This is a genomic window from Pseudomonas sp. ATCC PTA-122608, from assembly GCF_001952855.1.
GTDB lineage: Bacteria > Pseudomonadota > Gammaproteobacteria > Pseudomonadales > Pseudomonadaceae > Aquipseudomonas.
In genome coordinates this window covers 295,923-319,966 of sequence record NZ_LPNO01000002.1, presented here as the reverse complement: position 1 = coordinate 319,966, position 24,044 = coordinate 295,923, and the positions used below count along the sequence as shown (strand labels likewise).

Genomic DNA, 24,044 nt, shown 5'->3' with positions numbered 1-24,044 from the left:
GAAGAGGGCGGTGATTGTAACCAGAGTGGTGGGCGCGGGGGTAGAGCTCACCTGTGGCGAGGGAGCTTGTCCCCCGTTGGGCTGCGCAGCAGCCCTAATAAGGTAAACGCGTTTTTTCAGGAAAACCGAGTGGCAGGGTTTGGCGCCGCTTCGCAGCGCAACGGGGGACAAGCCCCCTCGCCACAGAAGCCACCTTCAGCAGAGATCCGGGTTAGACCTTGAACTGGCGGAGCAGTCCGTCGAGTTGTTCGCTCAGGCCTTTCAAGTGTGCACTCGCGACGCTGGACTGCTGCGCCGCCAGTGCCGTGCTGTGGGACAAGCCAGCTGCCTGGGTGACGTTCTGGTTGATGTCTTCCACCACATGCGCCTGCTGCAACGTGGCGCTGGCAATCGAAGCGTTCAAACCATTGAGATTACGCAAAGCCTGGCCGATGGCGGTGAGGCTCGCGCCGGCCTGGCCCGCTTGTTCGATGGTCAGTTGCGACGCCTGGTGGCTGTCGCTGATGACCTTGACCGCCGCTTCCGAATGGCCTTGCAGGCGCTCGATCATCGCCTGGATTTCAGCCGTGGATTTTTGCGTGCGCTGGGCCAGCAGCCGTACTTCGTCGGCCACCACCGCGAAACCACGGCCTTGCTCCCCGGCGCGGGCTGCTTCGATGGCGGCGTTGAGGGCCAGCAGGTTGGTCTGGTCGGCGATGGAGCGGATCACTTCCAGTACCCCGCCAATCTGCGTGCTTTCAGTCGACAGCGTACGAATCACCTCCACCGCCTGGCTGATGGTGCTGGAGAGCTGGTCGATCCGTTGCAGGCTGCCGTCGATATTGAGCTGGCCCTGTTCGGCCTGTACCTGGGCATCGCGCATTTCACTGGCAGCGTGCTCGGCATTCTTGGCCACGTCCTGTACGCCATAGGTGACTTCGTTGATCGCGGTTGCGACCAATTCCATCTGCTGTGATTGCTGCTGGCTGCGGTCATGGGCGTCACTGGCGTTGCTGCCCAGTTCAGTGGATGACTGGCCCAACGCATTGGCGCAGGTCTGCAACTGGCCGACCACCTGCCGCAACTTGGCGGTAAAGCTGTTGAAGTGCCGGGACAGTTGAGTGACCTCGTCCTGACCGTGGGTGTCGAGGGTGCGGGTCAGGTCGCTTTCGCCACTGGCGATATTGGCCATGGCGTTCACTGCTTGCTGCAATGGGCGCACGATGCTGCGGGCAATCAACACCACCAGCAGGGCCATAATCACGGCAATCACCAGGCCGACCATTGAGGCTTTCCACACCTGGCCCCGGAACTCGCCTTGCACGTCATCGACATACACGCCGGAGCCGATGATCCAGCCCCAGGGTTCGAACAGCTGTATATAGGAGGTCTTGGCCACCGGCGCATCGGCCCCGGGTTTGGGCCAGCGGTAATTCACCATCCCGGCGCCCTTGGCCTTGGCCAGGATCACGAACTCGTTGAACACCGCAAAGCCGTCCGGGTCGCGGATCGCCGACAGGTTCTGGCCGTCGAGCTTGGGGTTGGCCGCATGCATGATCATCACGGGCGTGAGGTCGTTGATCCAGAAGTAATCATCCTTCCCATACCGCAGCCCGCGCACTGCGCTCAGGGCTTGCTTCTGCGCCGCCTCACGGGTCAGGACACCGCTGGTTTCGAGGCTGTGATAATAAGTCAGGATCCCGCTGGCGGTTTGCACCACACGCTGAGTCTGCTCACTCTTGGCCTGGTAAAGGTCACCATGAATCTGCTTGAGCATAAGCAGGCCGAGGGTTAGCAGCATCAGCACGGCGACGATCAGGATCAGCCAGAGACGCCGGCTGATGGACATACTGCGCAAACTGTTCATGGTCCTGGCACTCCGTGTTCTTATAATTTTGGGCGCTGCTTCGACATTTCCGGCTTGTCTGATAGGCTTTCGGCCCAGAATCAAAAAACCTGAGTCCTGCCTGATTTTTCACGGAATTTTCGCAGTTCGGCCTTGATTATTTGCGCTGTGCTTGCAGCGCATTCTTCGTTAGTGAACGTCTAAAAAATATGAACGAGGCATGCCGTGGGCATGACCTTTGGGGGAATCGATGGATCTTTGGACCGCCGTACAGGCACTGATACTCGGCGTTGTAGAAGGGCTGACGGAGTTTTTGCCGATCTCCAGTACCGGGCACCAGATTATCGTCGCCGACCTGATCAACTTCGGTGGCGAGCGCTTTGAAGCGTTCAACATCATCATCCAGCTCGGCGCGATCCTGGCGGTGGTGTGGGAGTTTCGACGCAAGATCCTGGATGTGGTGATCGGCTTGCCGACCCAACGCAATGCCCAGCGTTTTACCATCAACCTGATCATCGCCGTATTGCCGGCGGTGGTGTTGGGGGTGATTTTCGCCGACCTGATCAAGCACTACCTGTTCAACCCGATCACCGTTGCGGCGGCATTGGTAGTGGGCGGCATCATCATGTTGTGGGCCGAGCGTCGCCAACATGAAGTGCACGCCGAAACCGTCGACGACATCACCTGGAAGGACGCCATCAAAGTCGGCTTCGCCCAGTGCCTGGCGATGATCCCGGGTACCTCGCGCTCCGGTGCCACCATCATTGGCGGCCTGTTGTTCGGCCTGTCGCGCAAGACGGCCACCGAGTTCTCGTTCTTCCTGGCGATGCCGACTATGGTCGGCGCTGCGGTGTATTCGGGCTACAAGTACCGCCACCTGTTCCAGCCCGATGACCTGCCGGTGTTTGCCATCGGGTTCGTCACCTCGTTCATCTTCGCGATGATCGCGGTCAAGGCGCTGCTCAAGTTCATCGCCAGCCACAGCTACGCGGCGTTTGCCTGGTACCGGATCGCCTTCGGCCTGGTAATTCTGGCCACTTGGCAGTTCGGCTGGATCGACTGGTCAGCCGTCAAGCCATGAACATCCAGCATCCGCGCTTGAAGGCGCTGGTGTTGGTGCTGTTGTGCGCCGCGCCGCTGTTTGGTTCGGCGTTGCTGGGGTATCGCGGGGTTTCGCTGATCCCGCTGGTGGCCTATGGCGGGGTCAGTGTGGTGGCGTTCCTGCTGTACTGGAGCGACAAGCGCAAGGCCCGTGAAAACAGTTGGCGCACCCCGGAAAACGTCCTGCACGCGGTGGAGCTGGCAGGCGGTTGGCCGGGGGCGTTGATTGCCCAGCAGGTGTTCCGCCACAAGACGCGCAAGGTGTCTTATCAGGTGGTGTTCTGGTTGATCGTGTTGCTGCACCAGGTGTTCTGGATTGACCGGTTGTTCCTCGGCGGCACGCTACTCTCGATTTTCTAGCAACAAGCCGACCTGCGTGCGCTTGGGCAGCTTGCTCACCACCAATTGGTGGGAACGCTGCAACAGGCCACGCAGTTCTTCAGCGCCCAGCGGGTAGGGCGTTTCCATGATGATCCACTGCGCCCGCGCCAGGTACGGCGCCGGATGGATGCCCGGGCGGTCTACGTGGCCCAGGAACAGCTCCTTGTCGACCTTGAACGCCAGCGAGTCACCCCGCAGGTTCTGCAAGGCAAACATCTTGTTGCCGGCAATCGAAAACACCCGCACGCCGCCCCATTTGTAATCTTCCCGCGCACCGGGCAAGCCCAGGCAAAACGTGGCGACTTGTTCTTCGGTCAGTCTCATAGCAAACGGTCTCCACACCCTTTGAAGGCGTTATCCAGGTGGTCGATCCAGGCGCGCACAGCCGGTAATACGCCACGTCGATGTGGGTAAACCGCCTGCAACCAGCCGCCGGGCAATGACCATTCGGGCAGCAACTGCACCAACTGGCCGCTGGCCAATTCCTCCTCGCAATACATCATCGGCAGCACGGTGAACCCCAGGCCGGCGAGGGCGCAGGCCTTGCGTACCAGGAAATCATCGATGCCCAGCCGGGCTTCCATGACTAGGTCGTGGCTGTTGCCTTCCGGGCTGAGCATGCGGAAGTGCACCATGCGGTCTGCTTCCAGGGCGCCCAGCACCGGCAATTGTTTGAGGTCGTCCAGGCTGTTGATCTGCCGCTCACGCACAAAGCCGGGGCTGGCGACAATCGCCGTCTGGGCTTGGCGCAGGCGTTTGGTCACCAGCAACGGGTCTTCATCCCCCAGTTCCCGCACGCGCAAGGCCACATCGATGCCTTCGGCCACCAGGTCGACGCGGCGATTGACCAGGCTCATCTCCAACTGCACCAGTGGGTTGGCGGTGAGAAACTCCGCCACCACGGTCTGCAGGAATTGGTGAGCCAGGCCCACCGGGCTGCTGACGCGCAGCCGGCCACGGGGCTCGCTGGACATGCTGGCCACCGCCTCATCGGCCATTTCCGCCTCCAGCAACATTGCCTGGCAGTGGCGCAGGTAGCGTTCACCCACGGCAGTCAGGGTCAGTTGGCGGGTGGTGCGTTGTAGCAAGCGGGCGCCGAGGCGCTCTTCCAGTTCGGCAATGCGCCGCGACAGCCGCGACTTGGGAATCCCCAGCAGCCGGCCGGCGGCGGCGAAACCGCCGGCTTCCACTACTTTGGCGAAATAGTAGAGGTCATTCAGATCTTGCATGGTTGGCCTATTGTCCTGTCTGTGGGACGAACTATCCGCGTCCCGCGCAGGCAAATCCACCCTAAAATGTAGGAGCGAGCTTGCTCGCGAAAAAACCGCGGATACCGCGTGCATTCAGGATACCCGCGTTATCGTTGACGTTTTTCGCGAGCAAGCTCGCTCCTACAGGGGGAAGCAGGGCTGGCCAGTAAGGTACCGGCGGGTTACCTTTTGGTTTTCCCGTCCAGTGCATTCCAATGAGCCTTGAACATCCGCGTACCCGCCGAATCATCGAGCTGATGGGACAGTTGGCGCCCGTTGAGGGTTACAACCTGACGCCGCTGGATGACGTGCGTTTCCTGCGTTCCAACCGGCCGCTGACGCGAATTCCGGTGCTTTACGACCCGGGTATTGTGATCGTGTGCCAGGGCCGCAAGCGCGGTTACCTGGGTGAAGACATTTATGTCTACGACGCCCAGCACTACCTGGTGGTGTCGGTGCCGGTGCCGTTCACCATGGAAACCGAGGCCAGTGAAGCAGAGCCGATGCTCGCCGTGTATTTGCGCCTGGATTTCAACCTGGCCGCCGAACTGATGCTGGAGCTTGACGCGTTGGCGCCGCAGCCCGAAGCCAGGCCAAAGGGCATGTACTCCTCGCCAATGGACGACAAGCTCAGTGAGTCGTTGCTGCGCTTTCTGCAAGTGATGAGCGTGCCGGTGGAGGCGCAGGTGCTTGGGCCGACCCTTATGCGGGAAATCTACTACCGCATCATCACCGGGGAGCAGGGCGGTTCGATGCGCGCGGCGCTGAATCGCCAGGGCCAGTTTGGCAAGGTGGCCCGGGCGATTCGCAAGATTCACGCTTGTTATGCTCAGCGCCTGGACGTGGAGGAGCTGGCCAAGGAAGCGATGATGAGTGTGCCGAGTTTTCACGCGCACTTTCGTACGGTGACTGACACTTCGCCCATGCAGTACCTGAAGTCGACGCGCTTGCACCAGGCGCGATTGCTGATGCTTAGAAGCGACATCACTGCCGCCACTGCCTGTGCCAAGGTCGGGTACGAGAGCGCCTCGCAGTTCAGTCGTGAGTTCAAGCGATTCTTTGGTCGCACGCCCCATGAAGAAATTGACTGGATGAAGCGCACCTATGCGCTGCCGGCGCCGACCACTGCGTCCATCTATGTGTCATCCCACTAAAAGCACTGTCCTGTAAGTGGGACGAACAATCGCATTTTGCCCGACTAATCGCCGATTGGTTTCATCTGTAGGCTTATTTCCATTCAGTCGCCCTTGGCGATACTTACTTGGAGATGAACCATGAAACTATTGCATATCGATTCCAGCATCCTCGGCGACAACTCGGTTTCCCGTCAGTTGAGCGCAGGTGTAGTCAAAGCCTGGCAGGCAGCAGAGCCGGGTGTCGAAGTGGTTTATCGTGACTTGGCCGCTGACGCCATCAGTCACTTCTCCGGTGTCACCCTGGGCGCCCTGGGCACTGCCGCCGAATTGCGCGATGCCGTGCAAAAGCACGAAGCCGACCTGAGCGCTTCCACCCTGGCCGAATTCCTGGCAGCAGACGCCGTAGTGCTGGCTGCGCCGATGTACAACTTCACCATCCCGACCCAACTGAAAGCCTGGATCGACCGCATTGCCGTCGCCGGCCAGACGTTCCGTTACACCGAAGCCGGCCCGGAAGGCCTGTGTGGCGGCAAGAAAGTCATCATTGTCTCCACCTCCGGCGGCTTGCATGTAGGTCAGCCGACTGGCGCAGCCCACGAAGACTACTTGACCGTGCTGTTGGGTTTCCTCGGGATCACCGACATCGAGTTCGTCCGTGCCCACGGCTTGGCTTACGGTGACGAGGCCCGTACCAAGGCGCTCAGCGACGCCCATGTATTGATCAGCGACCAGTTGTTCGCCGCAGCGTAAGACTTGTGTAAATTTTGCTGTTCCTCGATATCAATCTGATTCGAGGCGCCTAAACTCTGTATTCTGCTCGCCTGAAAAGCGATCGGAGTACGGAGTTTTTTCGTTTACCCGCTGTCACTACTTTGGCCCAGGTTATGCACGCATGGGTAAACCCTGCCCGTCCGAGCGCCTGAACCATGGATATTTCAACAGCTACGCGGGCTTACGCAGCAAAGGTGGACATCCCCATGATGCGTCTTTGTGCAATCCTGGTTCTTTCTCTGCTCGGCGGCCTGATTTCAGTGCAAGCCGCGCCCGCACCGCACCCTCATTGGAGTGTGGGCTTCCATCGCATGACTTTTCTTGATCCGCTGGATTTGCAGCCGATGAAGGCCGTTGCGTTCTATCCGTCCACCGACCAGGAACACGTTACCCAAGTGGGCACTTATCACATCGCGGCCACTGAAGACTCGAAAATCGCCATCGGCCGCTTTCCGATGTTGATGCTGTCCCACGGCAATACCGGCACACCCCTGGCCCTGCACGACCTTGCCACCTCCCTGGCACGCAAGGGGTTTGTCGTGGTGGCGGTGCTGCACCCCGGCGACAACTACAAGGATCACAGCCGCCTGGGCACCTTGAGCAACCTGTATGGGCGCCCGATCCAGATTTCCGAAGCCATCACCGCCACCCTCGGCGACCCGATGCTGTCGCCGTTCGTCAACGTCGATCAGGTGGGTGTCATCGGTTATTCGGCCGGTGGCGAAACCGCGTTGATCCTCGCCGGCGCCAAGCCGGACCTGGACCGCCTGCGCCGCTACTGCCAACAACGCCCCGAAGATCGCGACGCCTGCACCACCAAGGGCGAACTGATCGTCGACCGTGACGATTTGCAGCCCCAGGCCGACCCGCGCATCCACGCGCTGATGTTGATGGCGCCGTTGAGCCTGATGTTTGGCCGTCACACCCTCGCCGACGTGCATGTGCCGGTGCTGCTCTACAGCGGCGACGGCGACAAGCTGGTGGCCGTGGACAAGAACGCCGAGGCCCTGGCGCGCAAACTGCCGGAGCCGCCGAACTTCAAACTGTTGGCCGGGGCAGGGCACTTTGTGTTCATGGCGCCCTGCGACGAGAGCCAGTTGGCCGCGATGCCCGCCATGTGCACTGATGCCGACGGGGTTGACCGTGAAAGCATCCACCGCGACCTGATTTCCGAGGCCGGGCGGTTTTTCAATCACACCCTCGGGCAATCCACCCGGGCGGGTTTGCAGACGGCAGATCAGTAAGCGCGACGCTTGAGCATCAACGTCAGGCCCAGGCCGGTGACCGAGAGCAGGGCGGCGCAAAAGAAGATCCACGAATAGCCCAGGTTCAACGCCACGGCGCCCATCACCGGGCCAGCAATCGCCAGCGCCAGGTCAAAAAACACCGCATACGCACTCAACCCGGCGCCCCGGCTGCTGTTGGGCACCTGCTTGATCGCCTCCACGCCCAGCGCCGGGTAGACCAGCGACAAGCCAAAGCCGGTCAGCCCTGCGCCGATCAAGGCCACGCCGGGGGACGGTGCCAGCCAGAGCAGCGTGAGCCCGAGGGTTTCGATGGTCATGCAGGCAATCGCTGCCGTGAAGCCGCCGAAGCGGTTGATGGCGGAGATGAACACCAGGCGCGACAGGATAAAGCACACGCCAAATACCGTCAGGCACCAGGCGGCGCCGGTCCAGCCGAGGCTCAGGTAGTAGAGGGTGACGAAGGTGGTGAGGGTGCCGTAGCCAATCGATGCGAGACACAGGCTGGTGCCAAACGGCGCGATACGTCCGAACACCGCCCAGAACGGCAGACGCTCGCCGCGCACCACGGGCACTGAAGGCTTGTTGCGGATCAGCAACAGGCCCATGGCGGAAAGTACCGTGAGGGCGATGCCAAGGCTGGTGTAGCCGTAGTCGGCAACCATCACCACGCCCAGCGGCGCGCCGATTGCGATTGCGCCGTAGGAGGCGATGCCGTTCCACGAGATCGAGCGTGCTGTGTGTTCGGCGCCGACTGCGCCCATGCACCAACTGATGGTGCCGACGCCGATCAGGCCCTGAGCCACCCCCAGCAACAGGCGGCTGACAATCAATATGCCGAGGCTCAGCAGGGGCAGGCTTTGCATCAGCGTGGCGATAAATGTCAGCACGCCGCTCAGCAGGATTCCGCTCAAGCCCAGCACGATGGCGCGCTTGGTGCCTACGTTGTCAGACATGCGTCCGGCCATCGGGCGGCTGAGCAGCGTGGCCAGGTATTGCGAGCCGATGGTTATCCCGGCGATTACTGCGCTGAAGCCCAGTTCGCCGTGGACGTAGCCGGGGATCACCGCAATCGGCAGGCCGATACAGATAAACGCGATAAAGGTGTAGAACACGATGGAGACGATCTGCAGGGTGATCGACAAGGAGCTGGGCGCGGCGGGCTGTGTGGCAGGCATGTGAACTCGTTCGCGGGCGGGCGGTGAGCGCATCATGGCAAGGGCTTGGGGTAAAAGGAAGCAGGCTAACTATATTTGGTGTGTTTGAGGTGGGGGTGTATATCCGTTGTTTTTGTGATGGCTGATAGGGGTTCCGCTCTTACAGCCAGCCCTTTCAAGGTCTTTGCCTAAATCGCGTCCTACGCCTATTCCGGGCTGAAATTAAGAAAAAAACGAGTTGAATTTGGTTCAGTTAGCATCTCTTTTGGTCAAAAAATGATCATGTTTTGAGGCTTTTTCCAAAGACCTTGAAAGGGCTGGCTCTTACAGCGGGTCACTTTTGGAAAAGAGCCCCAAAAGTAACCAAAAGGGCTCTTGCCCCACCACTCGGCACCTCGCTAATGCTCGGTGTGCCCTCACTCCGGCTTTGGACCGTGGGCCGCCGCGATGGGCCATCCTTGGCCCAGCGCGGCTAACCCGGCGTCCTGCCGGGTTACCCACGCTCCAAAGCCTGCGTTCGGCCAGCGTGGTTTAACGGGGCGCCTAAGATCAAGATCAACAGCAGATCAAGGGCACAGCGGCCTACAGGCCGGCTTGAGTGTGGTGAAGCAACAGCAACAGCAACAGCAAGATCAGAGCGGGCACGGGCAAATGTGGGAGCTGTCGAGCTTTAGCGAGGCTGCGAAGGCGGCGGCATGGTTGATAAAGAGGTTGCCTGATACGCCGCCATCGCGGCCTCGCTGGGGCTCGACGGCTCCCACAGGGTTTGGGGGAAGACTGGGAGTTGTGTGTTCAGTCGCAAGTACTTGGGTTGCGCAAATCGAATGTGGGAGCTGTCGAGCCCTGGCGAGGCTGCGAAGGCGGCGGAACAGTTGATAAAGAGGTTGCCTGACACACCGCCATCGCGGCCTCGCTGGGGCTCGACGGCTCCCACAGGGGGCGGTGGAAGTTTGGTGATTGTGTGTTCGGTCGCAAGCACTCGGGTTGCGCAAATCGAATGTGGGAGCTGTCGAGCTTTAGCGAGGCTGCGAAGGCGGTGGCATAGTCGATAAATAGGTTGCCTGACACACCGCCATCGCGGCCTCGCTGGGGCTCGACGGCTCCCACAGGGGGCGGTGGAAGTTTGGTGATTGTGTGTTCGGTCGCAAGCACTCGGGTTGTGCGAATCAAATGTGGGAGCTGTCGAGCTTTAGCGTGGCTGCGAAGGCGGCGGCATGGTCGATAAAGAGGTTGTCTGACACACCGCTATCGCGGCCTCGCTGGGGCTCGACGGCTCCCACAGGGGCCGGGGGAAGTCTGGGGGTTGTGTGTTCGGTCGCAAGTACTTGGGTTGCGCAAATCGAATGTGGGAGCTGTCGAGCCCTGGCGAGGCTGCGAAGGCGGCGGCACAGTCGATAAAGAGTTTGCCTGACACACCGCTATCGCGGCCTCGCTGGGGCTCGACGGCTCCCACAGGGGGGCGGGGGAAGTCTGGGAGTTGTGTGTGTGATCGCAGCGCGAATCGACTGTTTGTGGCCCTTGCTCTTGCTTCTACCACTCAGGTCGGCTTTCAGGCCGCCGTGCTGTTGATCTGGCTTTTGATTTTGATCTTAGGCGCCCCGTTAAACCACGATGGCCGCAAGTAGGCACGGTGGAGCGGGTAAACCGGCAGGACGCCGGTTTAGCCGCGACGGGCCAGGGACGGGCCGTCGCGGCGGCCCGCGGAGCCGAGCCGGAGTGCGGGCATGCCGAGCCTGGGCGAGGCACCGAGTGGTGGGGCAAGAGCGTTTTGCTTACTTTTGCGCTGTTCAAAAGTGAGCCGCTGTAAGAGCGGAACCCTAAGCAGCCGTTACCGAAGCAACGGATATGTCCCCAACCCCAACCCCAACCCCAACCCCAAAAAAAAGCCCCATCACATGGGACGGGGCTTTTTGCATTTCAAACAACTAGCAGTGCTTAGAAAACCACACCCTGACTACGCAGGTAATCATCATAAGTACCGCTGAAGTCGATCACACCACTCGGGCTCAGCTCGATAATGCGAGTGGCCAGGGACGACACAAACTCACGGTCATGGCTGACGAAAATCAGCGTGCCCGGATAGTTCTCGAGCGCCAGGTTCAGCGCCTCGATGGATTCCATGTCCAAGTGGTTGGTCGGTTCGTCCATGATCAGCACGTTCGGCTTTTGCAGGATCAGCTTGCCGAACAACATACGGCCTTGCTCACCACCGGAAATCACCTTCACCGACTTCAGGATCTCATCGTTGGAGAACAGCATGCGGCCCAGGGTGCCACGAACCACTTGTTCGCCTTCCTTGGTCCAGCGGCCCATCCAGTCGAACAGGTTGGACTCGTCTTCGAAGTCCGAAGCGTGGTCCTGGGCGTAGTAGCCCAGTTCGGCGGCTTCGGTCCATTTGACGGTACCGGCGTCCGGGGACAGTTCGTTGACCAGGGTGCGCAGCAGGGTGGTCTTGCCGATACCGTTCGGGCCGATGATCGCCACGCGCTCGCCGGCTTCAACCTGGAAGCTGAAGTCCTTGAACAGCGTCTTGCCGTCAAAGCCTTTGGCCATGCGATCAACGATGACCGCCTGGCGGTGCAGCTTCTTGGTCTGGTCAAAGCGGATGAACGGGCTGACGCGGCTCGATGGCTTGACTTCGGCCAGTTGGATCTTGTCGATCGCCTTGGCGCGGGAAGTGGCCTGCTTGGCTTTCGAGGCGTTGGCCGAGAAGCGGCTGACGAAGGATTGCAGCTCGGAGATCTGGGCCTTCTTCTTGGCGTTGTCCGACAGCAACTGCTCGCGGGACTGGGTCGCCACGGTCATGTATTCGTCGTAGTTGCCCGGGAACAGGCGCAGCTCGCCGTAGTCCAGGTCCGCCATGTGGGTGCAGACGCTGTTCAGGAAGTGACGGTCGTGAGAGATGATGATCATCAGGCTCGAACGTTGGGTCAGGATGTTTTCCAGCCAGCGGATGGTGTTGATGTCCAGGTGGTTGGTTGGCTCGTCGAGCAGCAACACTTCCGGATCGGAAAACAGCGCCTGGGCCAGCAATACGCGCAGTTTCCAGCCTGGCGACACTTCGCTCATCGGGCCATTGTGCTGCTCGATGCCGATACCCAGGCCCAGCAGCAATTCGCCGGCGCGGGATTCGGCGGTGTAGCCGTCCATCTCGGCGAAGTCGGTTTCCAGCTCGGCAACGGCCATGCCGTCGTCTTCGGTCATTTCCGGCAGCGAGTAGATGCGGTCGCGCTCGGCCTTGACCTTCCACAGCTCTTCGTGACCCATGATCACGGTGTCGAGTACGGTGAATTCTTCGTAGGCGAACTGGTCCTGGCGCAGTTTACCCAGGCGCACGTTCGGCTCCAGCATGACCTGGCCGCCGGACGGGTCGAGGTCACCACCGAGGATTTTCATGAAGGTCGACTTGCCGCAACCGTTGGCACCGATCAGGCCATAACGGTTGCCTGCGCCGAACTTGACCGAAACGTTCTCAAATAGCGGCTTGGCGCCGAACTGCATGGTGATGTTAGCTGTGGAGATCAATTACTTTACCTATCAATAGCTTGGAGTGCGCTAATTTGAGCCGGGCCCATTTTGTGGCCCGGGCCAACGGGCATACGTCGGCAGCGACATCAAGGCTTGAGGCCCAGTCGCTGAGCAGAAAAATGGGTGCATGTTGGAATTTGGCGCGCATTGTCGCATATGTCAGGCGGGAGTTGTATGGCGCTGCACGGATGGATTCGCCTGAGTCTCGGGCATCGCCACCCACACCAGCCCCAACGCGACGGCAGCCACACACGCCAGTGTCAGGAACGCGGCGTTGTAACCCGCCCACTGCACGACAAAACCCGCCAGGCTGCTGCTCAGTGCTGCGCCCAGTCCGAATACCGTGGACAGCGCCCCCAGGCTGACATTGAAGCGCCCGGTGCCTTGGGTGAGGTCTTTGACAATCACCGGAAACAGCGCGCCGAACACCCCGGCGCCGACGCCGTCGAGCATCTGTACCGCCACCAGCCAATAAGGATCACTGGACAGCGTATACAGCACGCCCCGCAGCGGCAGGATCATGAACCCCGCGAGCAACAGCGGTTTGCGCCCCCACACGTCGGCTTTTACGCCCACCAGCCAGGCCACCGGCACCATCACCAGTTGCGCCGCGACAATGCAGGCCGAGGTCAGTGGCGTGGCCATTTGCAGGTTGATCTGCGACAGCTTCTGGCTGACCAGCGGCAACATGGCTGCATTGGCCAAGTGAAACAGTGCGCAGCAGATCGCGAACAGCATTAATGGCTTGTTCGCCAGAAGCACGGTCATCCCCGACGGCTGTTCGTGTTCGGCACCGTGGGCAGGGTCGAAACCCCGCGCGACTTCGTGATCGATTGCTTCGGCTGACACGCAACTGACCGCAATTACGCTGGCCACCGCCATGACCGCCATCAGGTAAAACACCGCCACGGGGCCAAACAGATAGGCGAACCCACCGGCGAGCAGGGCTGCAACCGCGTTACCGGCATGGTTAAAGGTTTCGTTGCGGCCGGTGCGGCGGGTAAAGGCGCGCGGGCCGGTGATGCCAAGGGAAATCGCCGAGATGGCCGGCGCGAACACCGAGGCCGCCGCAGCACTGGCCGCCTGGGTCAGCGCCACCAGGCTGAAGGAGCTGACAAAAGGCAGGAGCAGGCAACTGGCGGTCACCAACAGGGCGGCGACCGCGATCACGGCCCGCTTGCTGCGGGTGCGGTCAATCAGCGCTCCGGCGGGCGTCTGAGTGAGCAGTGCCGCGATGCCGGCGACGGTCATAACCACGCCAATACTGGCGGAGTCCCAGTGGTGCACGGCCAGCAGATAAATCGCCAGGTAAGGTCCCAGCCCGTCACGGACATCCGCCAGGAAGAAGTTCAGGCCGTCCAGGGACAGGGTGTTGCGCAGGTCAGAGCGAGTGGCCATGGCACGGTCTTCAAGCGAGAGGTCGGTAGCGATAATGACCCATGGCACGTGTTGATAGTTTCTGACGCAAGCGTCGTACAAGCACAAACATTTACAAAGTGGAGCCATGTGTATCGAAAAATAGCGCCGGAGGAGGTTTTTTCAGGGATTTTTATTGTTAACAGTTGAACATCCCATAAGCCTGGCTTATTTTCCGCACGTTCGCCCTACAGTGAAGGCTCTTTACCGGTTCAAGGATGGCGAGGCTTTTGGTGTAGGGCGGACTTCTTTTGTCGCAATGACTAGAACGTTTTGGAGACGCAATGGACATGCTGTCAGCCCAAGAGGCTATATCCAGCAACAAGGACGCTTGGAACGAATCCGCCAGGCTGCATAAAAACACCGCCAACTGGAAGGCCTTGCTTGAGGATGTCGCCAAGCCCGGCTTTTCGCGTTTGGACCCGACGTTGACCGCATTGCTGCGCAAGGTCGGTGTCGAGGGCAAGGATGTGGTGCAACTGGGCTGCAACAATGGCCGCGAAAGCCTGTCGCTGTTCGGGTTGGGCGCGCGCACGGTGGTGGGGATCGATCAGTCCGAGGCCTTTCTGCAGCAAGCTCGTGAGTTGGCCGACGCGTCCCCGTACAAGGCGGAATTCATCGAGGCCGACATTCACCATTTGCCCCGTGGATTGGCCCAACGCTTTGATCTCGCCTTGATTACCATCGGCGTGCTGAACTGGATGCCGGACATCGCGCTGTTCATGGCCCACGTCGCCAGCACCCTGAAGCCAGGCGGCAGCCTGGTGATTTACGAGACCCATCCGTTCCTGGAAGTATTCGACCCGACGGCGCCCAACCCAATGTTGCCCGTCAGCTCGTACTTTCAGCGCGAGCCTTTTGTGCAGCAGGAGGCCATCGTCTACGAAGGTGAGACGGAAGGCGTTGCGGCTGCTTCTTACTGGTTCGTGCACACCCTGGGAGAAATCGTCAACGGGGCCATCGCTGCCGGGTTGCAGATCAGCCATCTGCAGGAGTTCGCGCACTCCAATCGCGAGGAGCTCTACGACCAGTACGAAAACCAGCCTGCGCAATTGCCGATGTGCTACACCCTCACCGCCATCAAGCGTCCGGCCTGACTGGCTGCCGAACAGGCAAAAAAAAGCCCGCGAGGACGGCGGGCCAAGGTGTTCACTGGAGTAGGTAGCCTTCACCCTATAGGCCGATAAGTGAAGGCCATGTGAAAACCATGTCGCAAGAACGGACGTTCAGCCTCTTCAGCTTCTGCGCACAAAGGTCCGCATGGTTTGTCCCGGGCCAGTACTGAAACGGGTAGGGCGGGGCATGCCTTCATCTGCTGCGATGAACATGAAGTGATCACCTTCCAGCTGGTAACTCGCAAGCAATTGCTTGCCAGCATCTTCACCCATTGAATCAACCCAGGTAATGCTTTTGGGTGCCGTGCTGGCATCGAGCGTAAAGCTGCCTGCCAGTAACACCTCACCGTCGACGGTCACCACCTGGAATTGATCACCCGCGATCGTCGTAATAGCGCCTGGAGCGCTGTGCTCATCGGCAGGGTTGAGCACGCCGCTGTCTTCTAGCGCCGTTTGTTCCCAGGCTCCCTGAAGCGCCTGAAAGTCGTCCTTTGAAACAGATGTCATACAAATTCCTTTTTTTGATTAAAAAATGACCAGACAATGCGGCGGATTTCCGAGGCCTGACGGATTAACTGAATCGATTTTGTGAGAAATGTCTTGTTTCACATGACTGCGTACGAATTTTCCTAATAATGCCGGGTGTTTAGCGCTATTTTATGCGCTGTTTCAGACACGGTTCTTTACAAGTTCGTCTACGCTCAGCGCATCGGCAATGACATCCAGGTATCTGAATGGAAACAACCTTCATGTGTGTGGGACTTTTCTGGGTTCTCAGTGGTCCGATAACCATCGATAGATCGTGTGTTTCTTGCGCACAGGGCGTTGTCCCTGGTTTCAAGTGGTTATTCAGTCTTTCATGAATATGTGCGGCCGTTGACGTCGACTTTTTAAGGTGCTCCAGTTTTGAATAAAACTCCTCGGTTCCAAGCTCATCCGGCATCGGACGAAATTGATCTGTTTGAACTGTTTAACGGTATCTGGCGGCAAAAAAAGTTGGTGTTGGGATGCACGCTTCTGGCGGGTGTCCTGGGGGTAGGCTATGCATTTCTGGCGCCACGAGAGTATCAGGTCAGCAGCGTGCTGCGTCCTGCCGCCATCAACGAACTCGATGCACTGAACCGTTCCGAAGTCTATAAGCTGCCTCCGGCCGATGCCCTGAACAAAGTAGGGGCGCAACTCGATTCCTACGAAGCTCGCCTCGGATTCTTCAAGTCCCATGAAGATTTGTTCAAGGCGTTTCAGAAATCCGGACAAAGCCTTGAACAGAGTTTTGAGGAGTTCAACCGAAACTCCATCAACCTGATCCTGCCTGACCCGAAAAAAGCCGACTCCCTAAGCAGCTATATCCGGCTCGAGTTGCAGTACCCGAAAGACATCGATGGCGTTGCCATTCTTAACGGCTTTGTGGACTACGCCATTGATATGGAACGTGCCCAGGTCGGCGCGGACCTGAAAGTGATCGTCAATAACCGCCAGAACGAACTCAAGGGCAAGATTGACGCGGCTCGTTCCAACTACGAAACCGATAAGGAATCGAAGATTGCCAAGCTGCTTGAGGCCGACAGGCTGAAGCGGGCCCAATTGGAAGACGAGCTGGGTGCCCTGCGCCTGCAAATGAAAATGGAGCGAACGGATCGGTTGGCGGAGCTGGCCGAGGCCATTTCCATCGCCAAGTCGATGGGCATCAAGACGCCGACGACGCCTTCCTCTATGGCGGATGCATCGCGCAGCGGCTCGAATCAAGTCATGCGCACCGAGGTCAATAACCAGAAAATCCCGCTGTACTTCCTTGGTACCGAAGCGCTAGAGGCAGAGCGTACGGCCCTGCAGGCGCGTACCAACGACGACTTCACCAACAGCCGCATTGCAGAGATTGGCAAAGAATTGCAGATGCTGCAGGTCAACCGTGAAGTGGAAGTGCTGAAAAAGCGTGGGAATGAAGACATCTTCTTGCAGGATGTTGAACCGTTGCGAGCTGAAGTCGCGCGACTGAAGAGCCTTAACATCGACATGAGTGGCCTGAAACTGGTCACCATTGACCGCCGTGCCCAGGAGCCGCTGAGCCCGATCAAGCCTAAAAAAGGCTTGGTTATTGCGCTGAGTCTGGTTGGAGGAGTGGTGCTGGGTGTGCTGATTGCGCTGGGCCGCCATTTTGTCTTGGCGCGGCGCGAGTCTGTGCCTTATTCGCAGTTGGATGAACAACGGCTTTCCCTGCGCCCACGCAAGGATGACGAACCGCAAGTTTAACCCCGACAGCCCTCGGGCTTGCCGCCTGGCAAGCCCGCTCCCGCCCCTTCGCAGCACACTCAGTGGACACCTTTTCACAATTCTTGATTAACCTTTGGTTACAAAGTGTGGCTAAAATAGCTGCTAATGGCCATGACGGGATTGTCGCCCAGACCGTCGTGTTGCCTATTTGTGAATTGTGATTTCAGGTGCTGCATCTTCAATCCTCGGCCGTCGTGGGCACGCAGGAGCAGCCTGTTCTCTTCTGACTTGTGACGAATACCTTGAAACTCATCATTGTTGCTCTCTACGTTGCCTCCATTGCGTACGTTCACCTGCGTGGCCGGGTGCGTCACAAGTTGGGCCGCCAGCTCAGCGATCACTCGACCTTCCTGGCTCCGGTGAACTGCTTTCTGTACCTCTTCTCCAAACTGCCCAGCCGACCGTACCTGTCCCCCAGCGACTTTCCAGACCTGAGCCCGCTTCAGGAACACTGGGAAGAAATTCGCCTGGAAGGCCAGAACCTGCTGCGCGCAGGCGAGATCAAGCGCTCTGACCAATACAACGACGTGGGCTTTAACTCGTTTTTCAAGTCGGGCTGGAAGCGCTTTTACTTGAAGTGGTACGGCGACAGCCATCCGTCCGCGATGAAGCTGTGCCCGCGAACCACTGAGCTGGTGCAAAGCATTGGCTCGATCAAGGCGGCGATGTTTGCCGAATTGCCACCGGGCTCCAAGCTGGTACGCCACCGTGACCCGTACGCCGGTTCCTACCGCTACCACCTGGGGCTGGACACGCCGAACTCCCCGGGCTGCTACATCAACGTGGACGGTGAAAACTACTATTGGCGCGACGGCGAGCCGGTGATGTTTGACGAGACATTCATCCACTACGCCGAAAACACCACGGAGCAGAACCGGATCATTCTGTTCTGCGATATCGAACGCCCGATGAAGTACCGCTGGGCGGCTGCGTTCAACCGTTGGTTCAGCCGCAACGTAATGGCTGCGGCCGGCTCGCCCAACGATGCCGGGGACAAGACCGGTGGCTTGAACCGTGCCTTTACCCGTCTGTACAAGATTCGCCTGCGGGGCAAAGAGCTGAAAAAGCGCAATCGCACCCGTTACTACCTGGAGAAGTGGGCGATCTTCGCCGGTTTGGCGTTGATCTTCATCCTGATCTGAACCTGGCTGGAGCGCGCATCAGCCTGGCGGATGCGCGCCCAGCTTGTCCCACATCTTCTTGCTGATCTTCTGCCGATTGGCATAGCCCGCCCACGGGTCCTTCTTCAAACCCTGCAAACGCTCGTGCAAGTTGGCGACGGTCCATTGCTGGGCACCGTGCAAACCCTTCAACTCATCACGACTCACGGGTACCGAGACCGGCAGGCCAGGGCGTGCGCGCACCGAGTAGGCCGCCACTGTGCTGGCGCCACGGGCGTTACGCAGGTAATCGATAAAGATTTTGCCGATGCGATTTTTCGGGCCTGAGGTCGCGGTAAAACGCTCCGGCAACTGCTGCGTCATGAACTGGGCAATCGCCTTGGCGAAGGCTTTTACCGTTTCCCAGTCGTCCCGGCGCGCCAGCGGCACCACCAAGTGCAGGCCTTTGCCACCGCTGGTCTTGACGAACGCTTCCAGCCCCAACTCATCCAGCACCGACAGGGTCAGTTGCGCTGCTTCGAGCATGCTTTTCCAGGGCAGGGCCGGGTCCGGGTCAAGGTCGAGCACAAACAGGTCCGGGGTTTCGATCTTGTCTGCGGTGGCGCCCCAAGTGTGCAACTCGACGGTGCCCATTTGCACCGCGCCGATCAGCGCGGCCGGGCTGTCGATTTCCATCAGCCGCGCATGGCCTGGATCCAGGGTCTGGTCCAGTTGCTTGATATTCGGGATCGCCAGGTGCTCGGAGTGCTTCTGGAAAAACTGTTCACCGGCAATGCCTTCCGGTGCTCTTAGCAAAGACACAGGACGGTTACGCAGGAAGGGCAGGATCCATTCGCTGATGCCCTCGTAGAACTGCGCCAGTTGCAGTTTCTGTGTACCACTTTGGGTGTCGATGACTCGGTCGGGATGGGTGATCTTGACCCCGGCCACAGCACCGGCCTCCGTTGTTTTTTTGCGCGGTTTTTCCTTCAGCGGCTTTTCCTTCAGCGACTTGGCTGCTCGCGGCTGTTCATGAACAATCTGCTCCACCGGCTTATCGGTGCGCAATCCGACAAAGGCCGACTGGCGCACCACGCCTTCGCGGGTCCATTCGGCGAATTGCACTTCGCCCACTAATTGAGGTTCGACCCAATGCACGCCACGTGCCTGGGCGCTGGTCAGCGGTTTGGCCAGCGGCGACGCATCGCGCTCCAAGGCTTTCAACTGCTCACTGATCTTCTTTAATGCGGCCTGATCAAAGCCGGTGCCCACGCGCCCGGCATACACCAGCCCGGTGTCGTCATTGACCGCCAGCAACAGCGCACCAAAACCGCTGCGTGAACCTTGCGGACGGGTGAAACCGACGATCACGAATTCCTGGCGCAGCCGGCACTTGAGCTTGATCCAGTCCGGGCTGCGCTTGGAGACGTACAGGCTGCCCGCACGTTTACCGATCACGCCCTCCAGCGCCAGATCACAGGCGCTTTCGAAGATGTCCCGCTGGTTGGCGGCAAACGACTCGGAGAAGCGCAGCAGCTTGCTCTTGCTACGAGGCAGTACTTTCTTCAGCGCGGCGCGGCGTGCTTCAACAGCCGTTTCCCGTTGGTCGCGACCATCCAGAAACGGCGCATCAAACAGGTAGTAGACGATGTCGAGGCTGCGGCCGATATCAAAGGCGTTCTGCAACGCCTGGAAGTCCGGCAACCCATCAGCGTTCAGGCTGACCACCTCGCCATCGAGCCAACTGTCTTTGAGTTTAAGCGCCTCCAGGGCCTTGGCCTGGCGCGGTAGCCGGTCGGTCCAGTCATGGCCATTGCGGGTGAACAGCCGCACTTCACCGTCACGAATACGCGTGAGGATGCGGTAACCGTCGAATTTGATCTCGTACACCCAGTCGCCGTCCGGTGCGCGGTCCACCAGCGTCGCCAATTGTGGGGTGAACTGATCGGGCAGGGCGGTTGAGGATTTGCGCGTGGTTTTTTTCGGTGCGGCGGTTTTTTTCGGGCGTCCCACCGTTGCATCACTCAGCACGCTTTTCGGCTCGGCCTGGACCACGTCGTAATCTGCCGCCGGGCGCGCCTGCTGATCGTTTTCCTTGATCAATAGCCACTGCTCCTTGTCGCCGCTGCCCTTGAGCCGCGTGCGCACCAGCGTCCAGTCGCCAGCGAGCTTTTCGCCGATCAGGGTGAATTTCAGCTTGCCGGCCGCGTAGGCTTTGCGCGGGTCGTCGTGGGGCTGCCACACGCCGCGATCCCAGACGATCACGTCACCCGCGCCGTATTGGCCAGCGGGAATGCTGCCCTCGAAACTGCCGTAGCCCAATGGGTGGTCTTCCACATGCACTGCGAGGCGCTTCTGGCTCGGGTCCAGGCTCGGGCCCTTGGGCACCGCCCAGCTTTTGAGCACGCCATCCAGCTCCAGGCGAAAGTCGTAATGCAGGTTGCGCGCATCGTGCTTTTGAATCACGAAGGTCAAGGCCTGGGCCCGGCTCCTGCCGCGAGGCGCACTGCCTGCAGGTTCGGCGGTTACATCGAAGTCGCGCTTGGCGTTGTATTCACTCAGGGGCTTGGCCATGGCGGTCTACCTCATGAAGCCTTACGGGTTTTTTTCGCGGCAGGTTTCTTCGCCGGGCTCTTGCCTGCCAGGCTGCGCTTGAGCAGTTCCGTCAGGTCGATCACATCGGCTGATTTGCGCTCCTCTTCACCCTCGCTGGATTCCACGTCTTCGATCTTGCCGGCCTTGGCCTTCTTCGCCACCAGCGCCATGATCTTTTCCTGGAAGCTGTCGCGATATTCTTCGGGCTTCCAGTCGGCGCTCATGTCTTCCACCAAGCGCTTGGCCATGTCGAGCTCGCCCTTGGCCAGGGTGGGCTTGGTCACGTCGCTGCCCAGCTCAAGCTCATCCAGCCCGCGAACTTCTGCGGGCCAGCGCAGCATCACCAGCACCAGTGCCGACTCCAGCGGCATCAGCGCCGCCAGGTGCTGCTTGGTGTGCAGCACCACGTTGGCCAGGGCGACCTTGCGGGTTTTTTTCAGGGTTTCCCGCAGCAGCGCATAGACCTTGCCGCCGCGCTTGTCGGGCGCCAGGAAGTAGGGCGTGTCGATGTTCTGCAACGGGATCTGGTCGCTGGCCACAAACGCGATGATTTCAATGGTCTGGGTGGACTTGGGGTGGGCCGAGCGGATTTCGTCTTCGCTGAGGATCACGTAGCGGCCTTTCTCATAGGCCACGCCCTTGACGATATTGTCCTTGGTGACTTCCTTGCCGGTGGCCTTGTTGATGCGCTTGTAACCCACCGGGTCCATGCTGCGCTTGTCCAGCCAGTCGAAGTCGACGCCCTGGGAGGACGTGGCCGATACCAGCGATACAGGGATGTGTACCAAGCCAAAACTGATTGCGCCTTTCCAGATAGCCCGTGGCATGTCGGTTTTCCTGAAGATGTAGAGGTCTTCAGGTGACACGCCGGTTTCGGCAAAAGTTTCCCTGGCCAGCCGGCTGGCACCGGGGTTTCAGACAGATCGTGTTACACCTGATGAGAAACTATTTAGTTACCAAAGCCGAACCCAAGGCGTAGCGTGTTATCGAAAGCACGTATTACTCGCGCCCAGAGAGGCTTTGTCATGAACACCCGTTTGCGTCACCTTGCGGTATTGGCGATGGGCCTGGCCTTGAGTTCGTTGGCACAGGCACAAAACCTGCCTGGCAGCAGCAACAACCCCTACAACGGCCCGATTCACCAGGCCAACCCCAACAGCATGCAGGGTACCCAGCCCAACGCGCCAGCTGCGCGGGGTACCTACATTCCACCGGCGCAGCGGCCACCAACCCTGCAAAACGGCGGCATCGGCAATAGCGTCCAGCGCCGCGACAGCCGACAGACCCCGCCGGCCATCCAGCCCAAAGCTCCCACTCGCGACGCCAATGGCAATCGCGGCGATTGAGTGTGTAAAAACGACAAGGACACCCACCGTATGTTTCTACGCAAAACCCTCCTGGCGACCTTCTGCGCCGCTGCCTTGCTGCCCCTGACGCTGCCCGTTTCGGCGGCCGACACCCAACAGTTCCCCAGCGAGCAGGGGAGTATCACCGTCACCCCGATTGCCAAGGGCCTGGATCATCCCTGGGCCGTGGCCTTCCTGCCGGACAAAAAAGGCTTCCTGGTCACCGAGCGTCCCGGCAACCTGCGGTTTGTCAGCCCGGACGGCAAACTGTCCGCGCCCCTGACGGGCGTGCCTGAAGTGTTTGCAAAAGGGCAGGGCGGTTTGCTGGACGTGGTCCTGTCACCCGACTTCAAGGAGGACCGCCTGGTGTACCTGTCCTACGCCGAAGGCGGGGGCAAGAACGGCACTGCCGGCACCGCCGTCGGGCGCGGACGCTTGAGCGATGACCTGAGTGGCCTGCAGGACTTCAAGGTGATCCTGCGCCAGGAGCCCAAGCTGTCCACGGGCAACCACTTCGGCTCACGGCTGGTGTTTGACCGCGATGGTTACCTGTTCGTGACCCTGGGGGAAAACAACGACCGACCCACCGCCCAGGACCTCGACAAGCTGCAAGGCAAAGTCGTGCGGATCTTCCCGGATGGTCGTATACCCGAAGACAACCCCTTCGTCGGCCAGGAAGGTGTGAGGCCGGAAATCTGGTCCTACGGCCAGCGTAATCCTCAGGGCGCGGCGCTTAACCCGTGGAGCGGCACTCTCTGGGAAAACGAGCACGGCCCGCGTGGTGGGGATGAGATCAACATCATCGAGCGTGGGAAAAACTACGGCTGGCCGCTGGCGACCCACGGCATCAACTATTCCCTGACGCCGATTCCCGAGGCCAAGGGCAAGACCGCCGAAGGCACCGTTGCACCGCATCACGTATGGGAGAAATCACCAGGCGTGACCGGCATGGCGTTCTACGATGCCGACCGCTTCAAGGCTTGGCAGCACAACGTGTTTATTGGCGCACTGGTGAGCCAGGAGTTGATTCGATTGCAGTTCGACGGTGACAAGGTCATCCACGAAGAGCGGCTGCTGGGCGGTTTGAAAGCGCGGATCCGCGATGTGCGTCAGGGACCGGATGGCTACCTGTATGTGCTGACGGATGAAGATAACGGCGTGTTGTACCGGGTAGGCCTGAACCAGGACTGACAACCGTTCAACTGTAGGAGCGAGCTTGCTCGCGAAAAACCTGAGGACGACGCGGGGTGCCAGGCTTCCCGCGTTATCGTTAACGTCCCTCGCGAGCAAGCTCGCTCCTACAGGTTGTTGTTTACAACCCAAGCTCTGACAACCCCGGATGCTCATCCGGACGCCGTCCCAGCGGCCAGTGGAACTTGCGCTCGCTTTCCTTGATCGGCATGTCGTTGATGCAGGCAAACCGGTTCGCCATCAAGCCATTCTCATCAAACTCCCAGTTCTCGTTGCCGTAGGAGCGGAACCAGTTGCCGGAGTCGTCATGCCATTCATAGGCATAACGCACCGCGATGCGATTGCCGGTAAACGCCCACAACTCCTTGATCAACCGATAATCCAGTTCCTTGGCCCATTTGCGGGTCAGGAAACCCTTGGCTTCCTCGCGGTTATGGGCGAACTCGGCGCGGTTACGCCATTGGGTATCCAAGGTATACGCCAGGGATACCCGTTGCGGGTCGCGGGAGTTCCAGCCGTCCTCGGCCAGGCGAACTTTTTCAATGGCCGATTCACGGGTGAATGGCGGCAACGGCGGGCGTATTTCTGCGTTAGATGACATGGGACGGCTCCTTAAC

20 protein-coding genes are annotated in these 24,044 nt (G+C 59.8%); 10 read left to right on the top strand and 10 right to left on the bottom strand.

The window, feature by feature from the left end; genetic code table 11:
• Positions 1–211 precede the first annotated feature (211 nt).
• Positions 212–1,846: a methyl-accepting chemotaxis protein gene (locus AU074_RS03970; RefSeq protein WP_076013591.1), complete on the bottom strand. Its 1,635-nt coding sequence runs from the start codon at positions 1,844–1,846 to the stop codon at positions 212–214.
• Positions 1,847–2,075: 229 nt separating this feature from the next.
• Between AU074_RS03970 and AU074_RS03965 the strand changes: the two genes are divergently transcribed.
• Both AU074_RS03965 and AU074_RS03960 read left to right on the top strand, forming a co-directional pair.
• Positions 2,076–2,906, top strand: a complete 831-nt coding sequence (locus AU074_RS03965) for an undecaprenyl-diphosphate phosphatase (protein WP_076013590.1) — start codon at positions 2,076–2,078, stop codon at positions 2,904–2,906.
• Positions 2,903–3,286 carry a DUF1294 domain-containing protein gene (locus AU074_RS03960; protein ID WP_076013589.1) on the top strand — a complete coding sequence of 128 codons (384 nt, stop codon included), beginning with the start codon at positions 2,903–2,905 and terminating at the stop codon, positions 3,284–3,286. Before AU074_RS03965 ends, AU074_RS03960 begins: the two co-directional genes overlap by 4 nt.
• On the opposite strand, the gene AU074_RS03955 is transcribed toward AU074_RS03960, so the two are convergent.
• Both AU074_RS03955 and AU074_RS03950 read right to left on the bottom strand, forming a co-directional pair.
• Positions 3,269–3,631 (bottom strand): MmcQ/YjbR family DNA-binding protein, encoded by a 363-nt coding sequence (locus AU074_RS03955; protein WP_076013588.1) that lies wholly within the window; start codon positions 3,629–3,631, stop codon positions 3,269–3,271. The genes AU074_RS03960 and AU074_RS03955 overlap by 18 nt on opposite strands.
• On the bottom strand, positions 3,628–4,536 hold the full coding sequence (locus AU074_RS03950; RefSeq protein WP_076013587.1) for a LysR substrate-binding domain-containing protein: 909 nt from the start codon (positions 4,534–4,536) through the stop codon (positions 3,628–3,630). Before AU074_RS03950 ends, AU074_RS03955 begins: the two co-directional genes overlap by 4 nt.
• Positions 4,537–4,772: 236 nt before the next feature.
• Between AU074_RS03950 and AU074_RS03945 the strand changes: the two genes are divergently transcribed.
• The 3 genes from AU074_RS03945 (at position 4,773) to AU074_RS03935 (ending at position 7,708) form a co-directional block, all read left to right on the top strand.
• The gene (locus tag AU074_RS03945) at positions 4,773–5,711 is read left to right on the top strand and encodes an AraC family transcriptional regulator (RefSeq protein WP_076013586.1); all 939 of its coding nucleotides are present in this window, start codon (positions 4,773–4,775) and stop codon (positions 5,709–5,711) included.
• A 120-nt stretch (positions 5,712–5,831) separates the two neighbouring features.
• Positions 5,832–6,443: an FMN-dependent NADH-azoreductase gene (locus AU074_RS03940; RefSeq protein ID WP_076013585.1), complete on the top strand. Its 612-nt coding sequence runs from the start codon at positions 5,832–5,834 to the stop codon at positions 6,441–6,443.
• Between the two features lie 227 nt (positions 6,444–6,670).
• A complete protein-coding gene (locus AU074_RS03935; protein WP_076013584.1) occupies positions 6,671–7,708 on the top strand; it encodes a dienelactone hydrolase in 1,038 nt (345 codons plus the stop codon).
• Here the strand turns inward: AU074_RS03935 and AU074_RS03930 are convergent.
• The 3 genes from AU074_RS03930 to AU074_RS03915 all read right to left on the bottom strand — a co-directional run bounded on the left by AU074_RS03930 (position 7,702) and on the right by AU074_RS03915 (position 13,791).
• The gene (locus tag AU074_RS03930) at positions 7,702–8,886 is read right to left on the bottom strand and encodes an MFS transporter (RefSeq protein ID WP_076013583.1); all 1,185 of its coding nucleotides are present in this window, start codon (positions 8,884–8,886) and stop codon (positions 7,702–7,704) included. The two genes, AU074_RS03935 and AU074_RS03930, sit on opposite strands and share 7 nt — an antisense overlap.
• A 1,914-nt stretch (positions 8,887–10,800) precedes the next feature.
• The gene (locus AU074_RS03920) at positions 10,801–12,390 is read right to left on the bottom strand and encodes an ABC-F family ATPase (RefSeq protein WP_076013582.1); all 1,590 of its coding nucleotides are present in this window, start codon (positions 12,388–12,390) and stop codon (positions 10,801–10,803) included.
• Positions 12,391–12,552: 162 nt separating this feature from the next.
• Positions 12,553–13,791 carry an MFS transporter gene (locus AU074_RS03915; protein WP_076013581.1) on the bottom strand — a complete coding sequence of 413 codons (1,239 nt, stop codon included), beginning with the start codon at positions 13,789–13,791 and terminating at the stop codon, positions 12,553–12,555.
• Positions 13,792–14,093: 302 nt separating this feature from the next.
• Here AU074_RS03915 and AU074_RS03910 point away from each other — a divergent pair, with 302 nt between their 5' ends.
• Positions 14,094–14,906 (top strand): bifunctional 2-polyprenyl-6-hydroxyphenol methylase/3-demethylubiquinol 3-O-methyltransferase UbiG, encoded by an 813-nt coding sequence (locus AU074_RS03910; protein WP_076013580.1) that lies wholly within the window; start codon positions 14,094–14,096, stop codon positions 14,904–14,906.
• Between the two features lie 138 nt (positions 14,907–15,044).
• Here AU074_RS03910 and AU074_RS03905 read toward each other — a convergent pair whose 3' ends face one another.
• On the bottom strand, positions 15,045–15,431 hold the full coding sequence (locus AU074_RS03905; protein WP_076013579.1) for a TIGR03067 domain-containing protein: 387 nt from the start codon (positions 15,429–15,431) through the stop codon (positions 15,045–15,047).
• A gap of 399 nt (positions 15,432–15,830) precedes the next feature.
• On the opposite strand from AU074_RS03905, the gene AU074_RS03900 reads away from it, so the two are divergent.
• Together AU074_RS03900 and lpxO are read left to right on the top strand one after the other, a co-directional pair.
• On the top strand, positions 15,831–17,174 hold the full coding sequence (locus AU074_RS03900) for a Wzz/FepE/Etk N-terminal domain-containing protein (RefSeq protein WP_076013578.1): 1,344 nt from the start codon (positions 15,831–15,833) through the stop codon (positions 17,172–17,174).
• A 263-nt stretch (positions 17,175–17,437) separates the two neighbouring features.
• Positions 17,438–18,337 (top strand): lipid A hydroxylase LpxO, encoded by a 900-nt coding sequence (gene lpxO, locus AU074_RS03895; protein WP_076013577.1) that lies wholly within the window; start codon positions 17,438–17,440, stop codon positions 18,335–18,337.
• 18 nt (positions 18,338–18,355) lie between these two features.
• On the opposite strand, the gene ligD is transcribed toward lpxO, so the two are convergent.
• On the bottom strand, positions 18,356–20,869 hold the full coding sequence (gene ligD / locus AU074_RS03890) for a DNA ligase D (protein ID WP_076013576.1): 2,514 nt from the start codon (positions 20,867–20,869) through the stop codon (positions 18,356–18,358).
• Positions 20,870–20,880: 11 nt separating this feature from the next.
• Positions 20,881–21,717, bottom strand: coding sequence for a Ku protein (locus AU074_RS03885; protein ID WP_076013575.1), 837 nt, complete (start codon positions 21,715–21,717; stop codon positions 20,881–20,883).
• Between the two features lie 198 nt (positions 21,718–21,915).
• On the opposite strand from AU074_RS03885, the gene AU074_RS03880 reads away from it, so the two are divergent.
• Together AU074_RS03880 and AU074_RS03875 are read left to right on the top strand one after the other, a co-directional pair.
• Complete coding sequence (locus AU074_RS03880) at positions 21,916–22,236, top strand: hypothetical protein (RefSeq protein ID WP_076013574.1); 321 nt, start codon at positions 21,916–21,918, stop codon at positions 22,234–22,236.
• 30 nt (positions 22,237–22,266) lie between these two features.
• The gene (locus AU074_RS03875; RefSeq protein WP_076013573.1) at positions 22,267–23,427 is read left to right on the top strand and encodes a PQQ-dependent sugar dehydrogenase; all 1,161 of its coding nucleotides are present in this window, start codon (positions 22,267–22,269) and stop codon (positions 23,425–23,427) included.
• Positions 23,428–23,548: 121 nt separating this feature from the next.
• Here AU074_RS03875 and AU074_RS03870 read toward each other — a convergent pair whose 3' ends face one another.
• A complete protein-coding gene (locus AU074_RS03870; RefSeq protein WP_076013572.1) occupies positions 23,549–24,028 on the bottom strand; it encodes a nuclear transport factor 2 family protein in 480 nt (159 codons plus the stop codon).
• Between the last annotated feature and the right edge of the window lie 16 nt (positions 24,029–24,044).

Bases quoted from the DNA above. Each gene is read 5' to 3' on its own strand.
- AU074_RS03870 (WP_076013572.1), bottom strand. From the start codon at position 24,028: ATGTCATCTAACGCAGAAATACGCCCGCCGTTGCCGCCATTCACCCGT.
- AU074_RS03945 (WP_076013586.1), top strand. From the start codon at position 4,773: ATGAGCCTTGAACATCCGCGTACCCGCCGAATCATCGAGCTGATGGGA.
- AU074_RS03970 (WP_076013591.1), bottom strand. From the start codon at position 1,846: ATGAACAGTTTGCGCAGTATGTCCATCAGCCGGCGTCTCTGGCTGATC.
- AU074_RS03965 (WP_076013590.1), top strand. From the start codon at position 2,076: ATGGATCTTTGGACCGCCGTACAGGCACTGATACTCGGCGTTGTAGAA.
- ligD (WP_076013576.1), bottom strand. From the start codon at position 20,869: ATGGCCAAGCCCCTGAGTGAATACAACGCCAAGCGCGACTTCGATGTA.
- AU074_RS03950 (WP_076013587.1), bottom strand. From the start codon at position 4,536: ATGCAAGATCTGAATGACCTCTACTATTTCGCCAAAGTAGTGGAAGCC.
- AU074_RS03905 (WP_076013579.1), bottom strand. From the start codon at position 15,431: ATGACATCTGTTTCAAAGGACGACTTTCAGGCGCTTCAGGGAGCCTGG.
- AU074_RS03880 (WP_076013574.1), top strand. From the start codon at position 21,916: ATGAACACCCGTTTGCGTCACCTTGCGGTATTGGCGATGGGCCTGGCC.
- AU074_RS03960 (WP_076013589.1), top strand. From the start codon at position 2,903: ATGAACATCCAGCATCCGCGCTTGAAGGCGCTGGTGTTGGTGCTGTTG.
- AU074_RS03940 (WP_076013585.1), top strand. From the start codon at position 5,832: ATGAAACTATTGCATATCGATTCCAGCATCCTCGGCGACAACTCGGTT.
- AU074_RS03910 (WP_076013580.1), top strand. From the start codon at position 14,094: ATGGACATGCTGTCAGCCCAAGAGGCTATATCCAGCAACAAGGACGCT.
- AU074_RS03955 (WP_076013588.1), bottom strand. From the start codon at position 3,631: ATGAGACTGACCGAAGAACAAGTCGCCACGTTTTGCCTGGGCTTGCCC.
- AU074_RS03875 (WP_076013573.1), top strand. From the start codon at position 22,267: ATGTTTCTACGCAAAACCCTCCTGGCGACCTTCTGCGCCGCTGCCTTG.
- AU074_RS03930 (WP_076013583.1), bottom strand. From the start codon at position 8,886: ATGCCTGCCACACAGCCCGCCGCGCCCAGCTCCTTGTCGATCACCCTG.
- AU074_RS03915 (WP_076013581.1), bottom strand. From the start codon at position 13,791: ATGGCCACTCGCTCTGACCTGCGCAACACCCTGTCCCTGGACGGCCTG.
- AU074_RS03935 (WP_076013584.1), top strand. From the start codon at position 6,671: ATGATGCGTCTTTGTGCAATCCTGGTTCTTTCTCTGCTCGGCGGCCTG.
- AU074_RS03885 (WP_076013575.1), bottom strand. From the start codon at position 21,717: ATGCCACGGGCTATCTGGAAAGGCGCAATCAGTTTTGGCTTGGTACAC.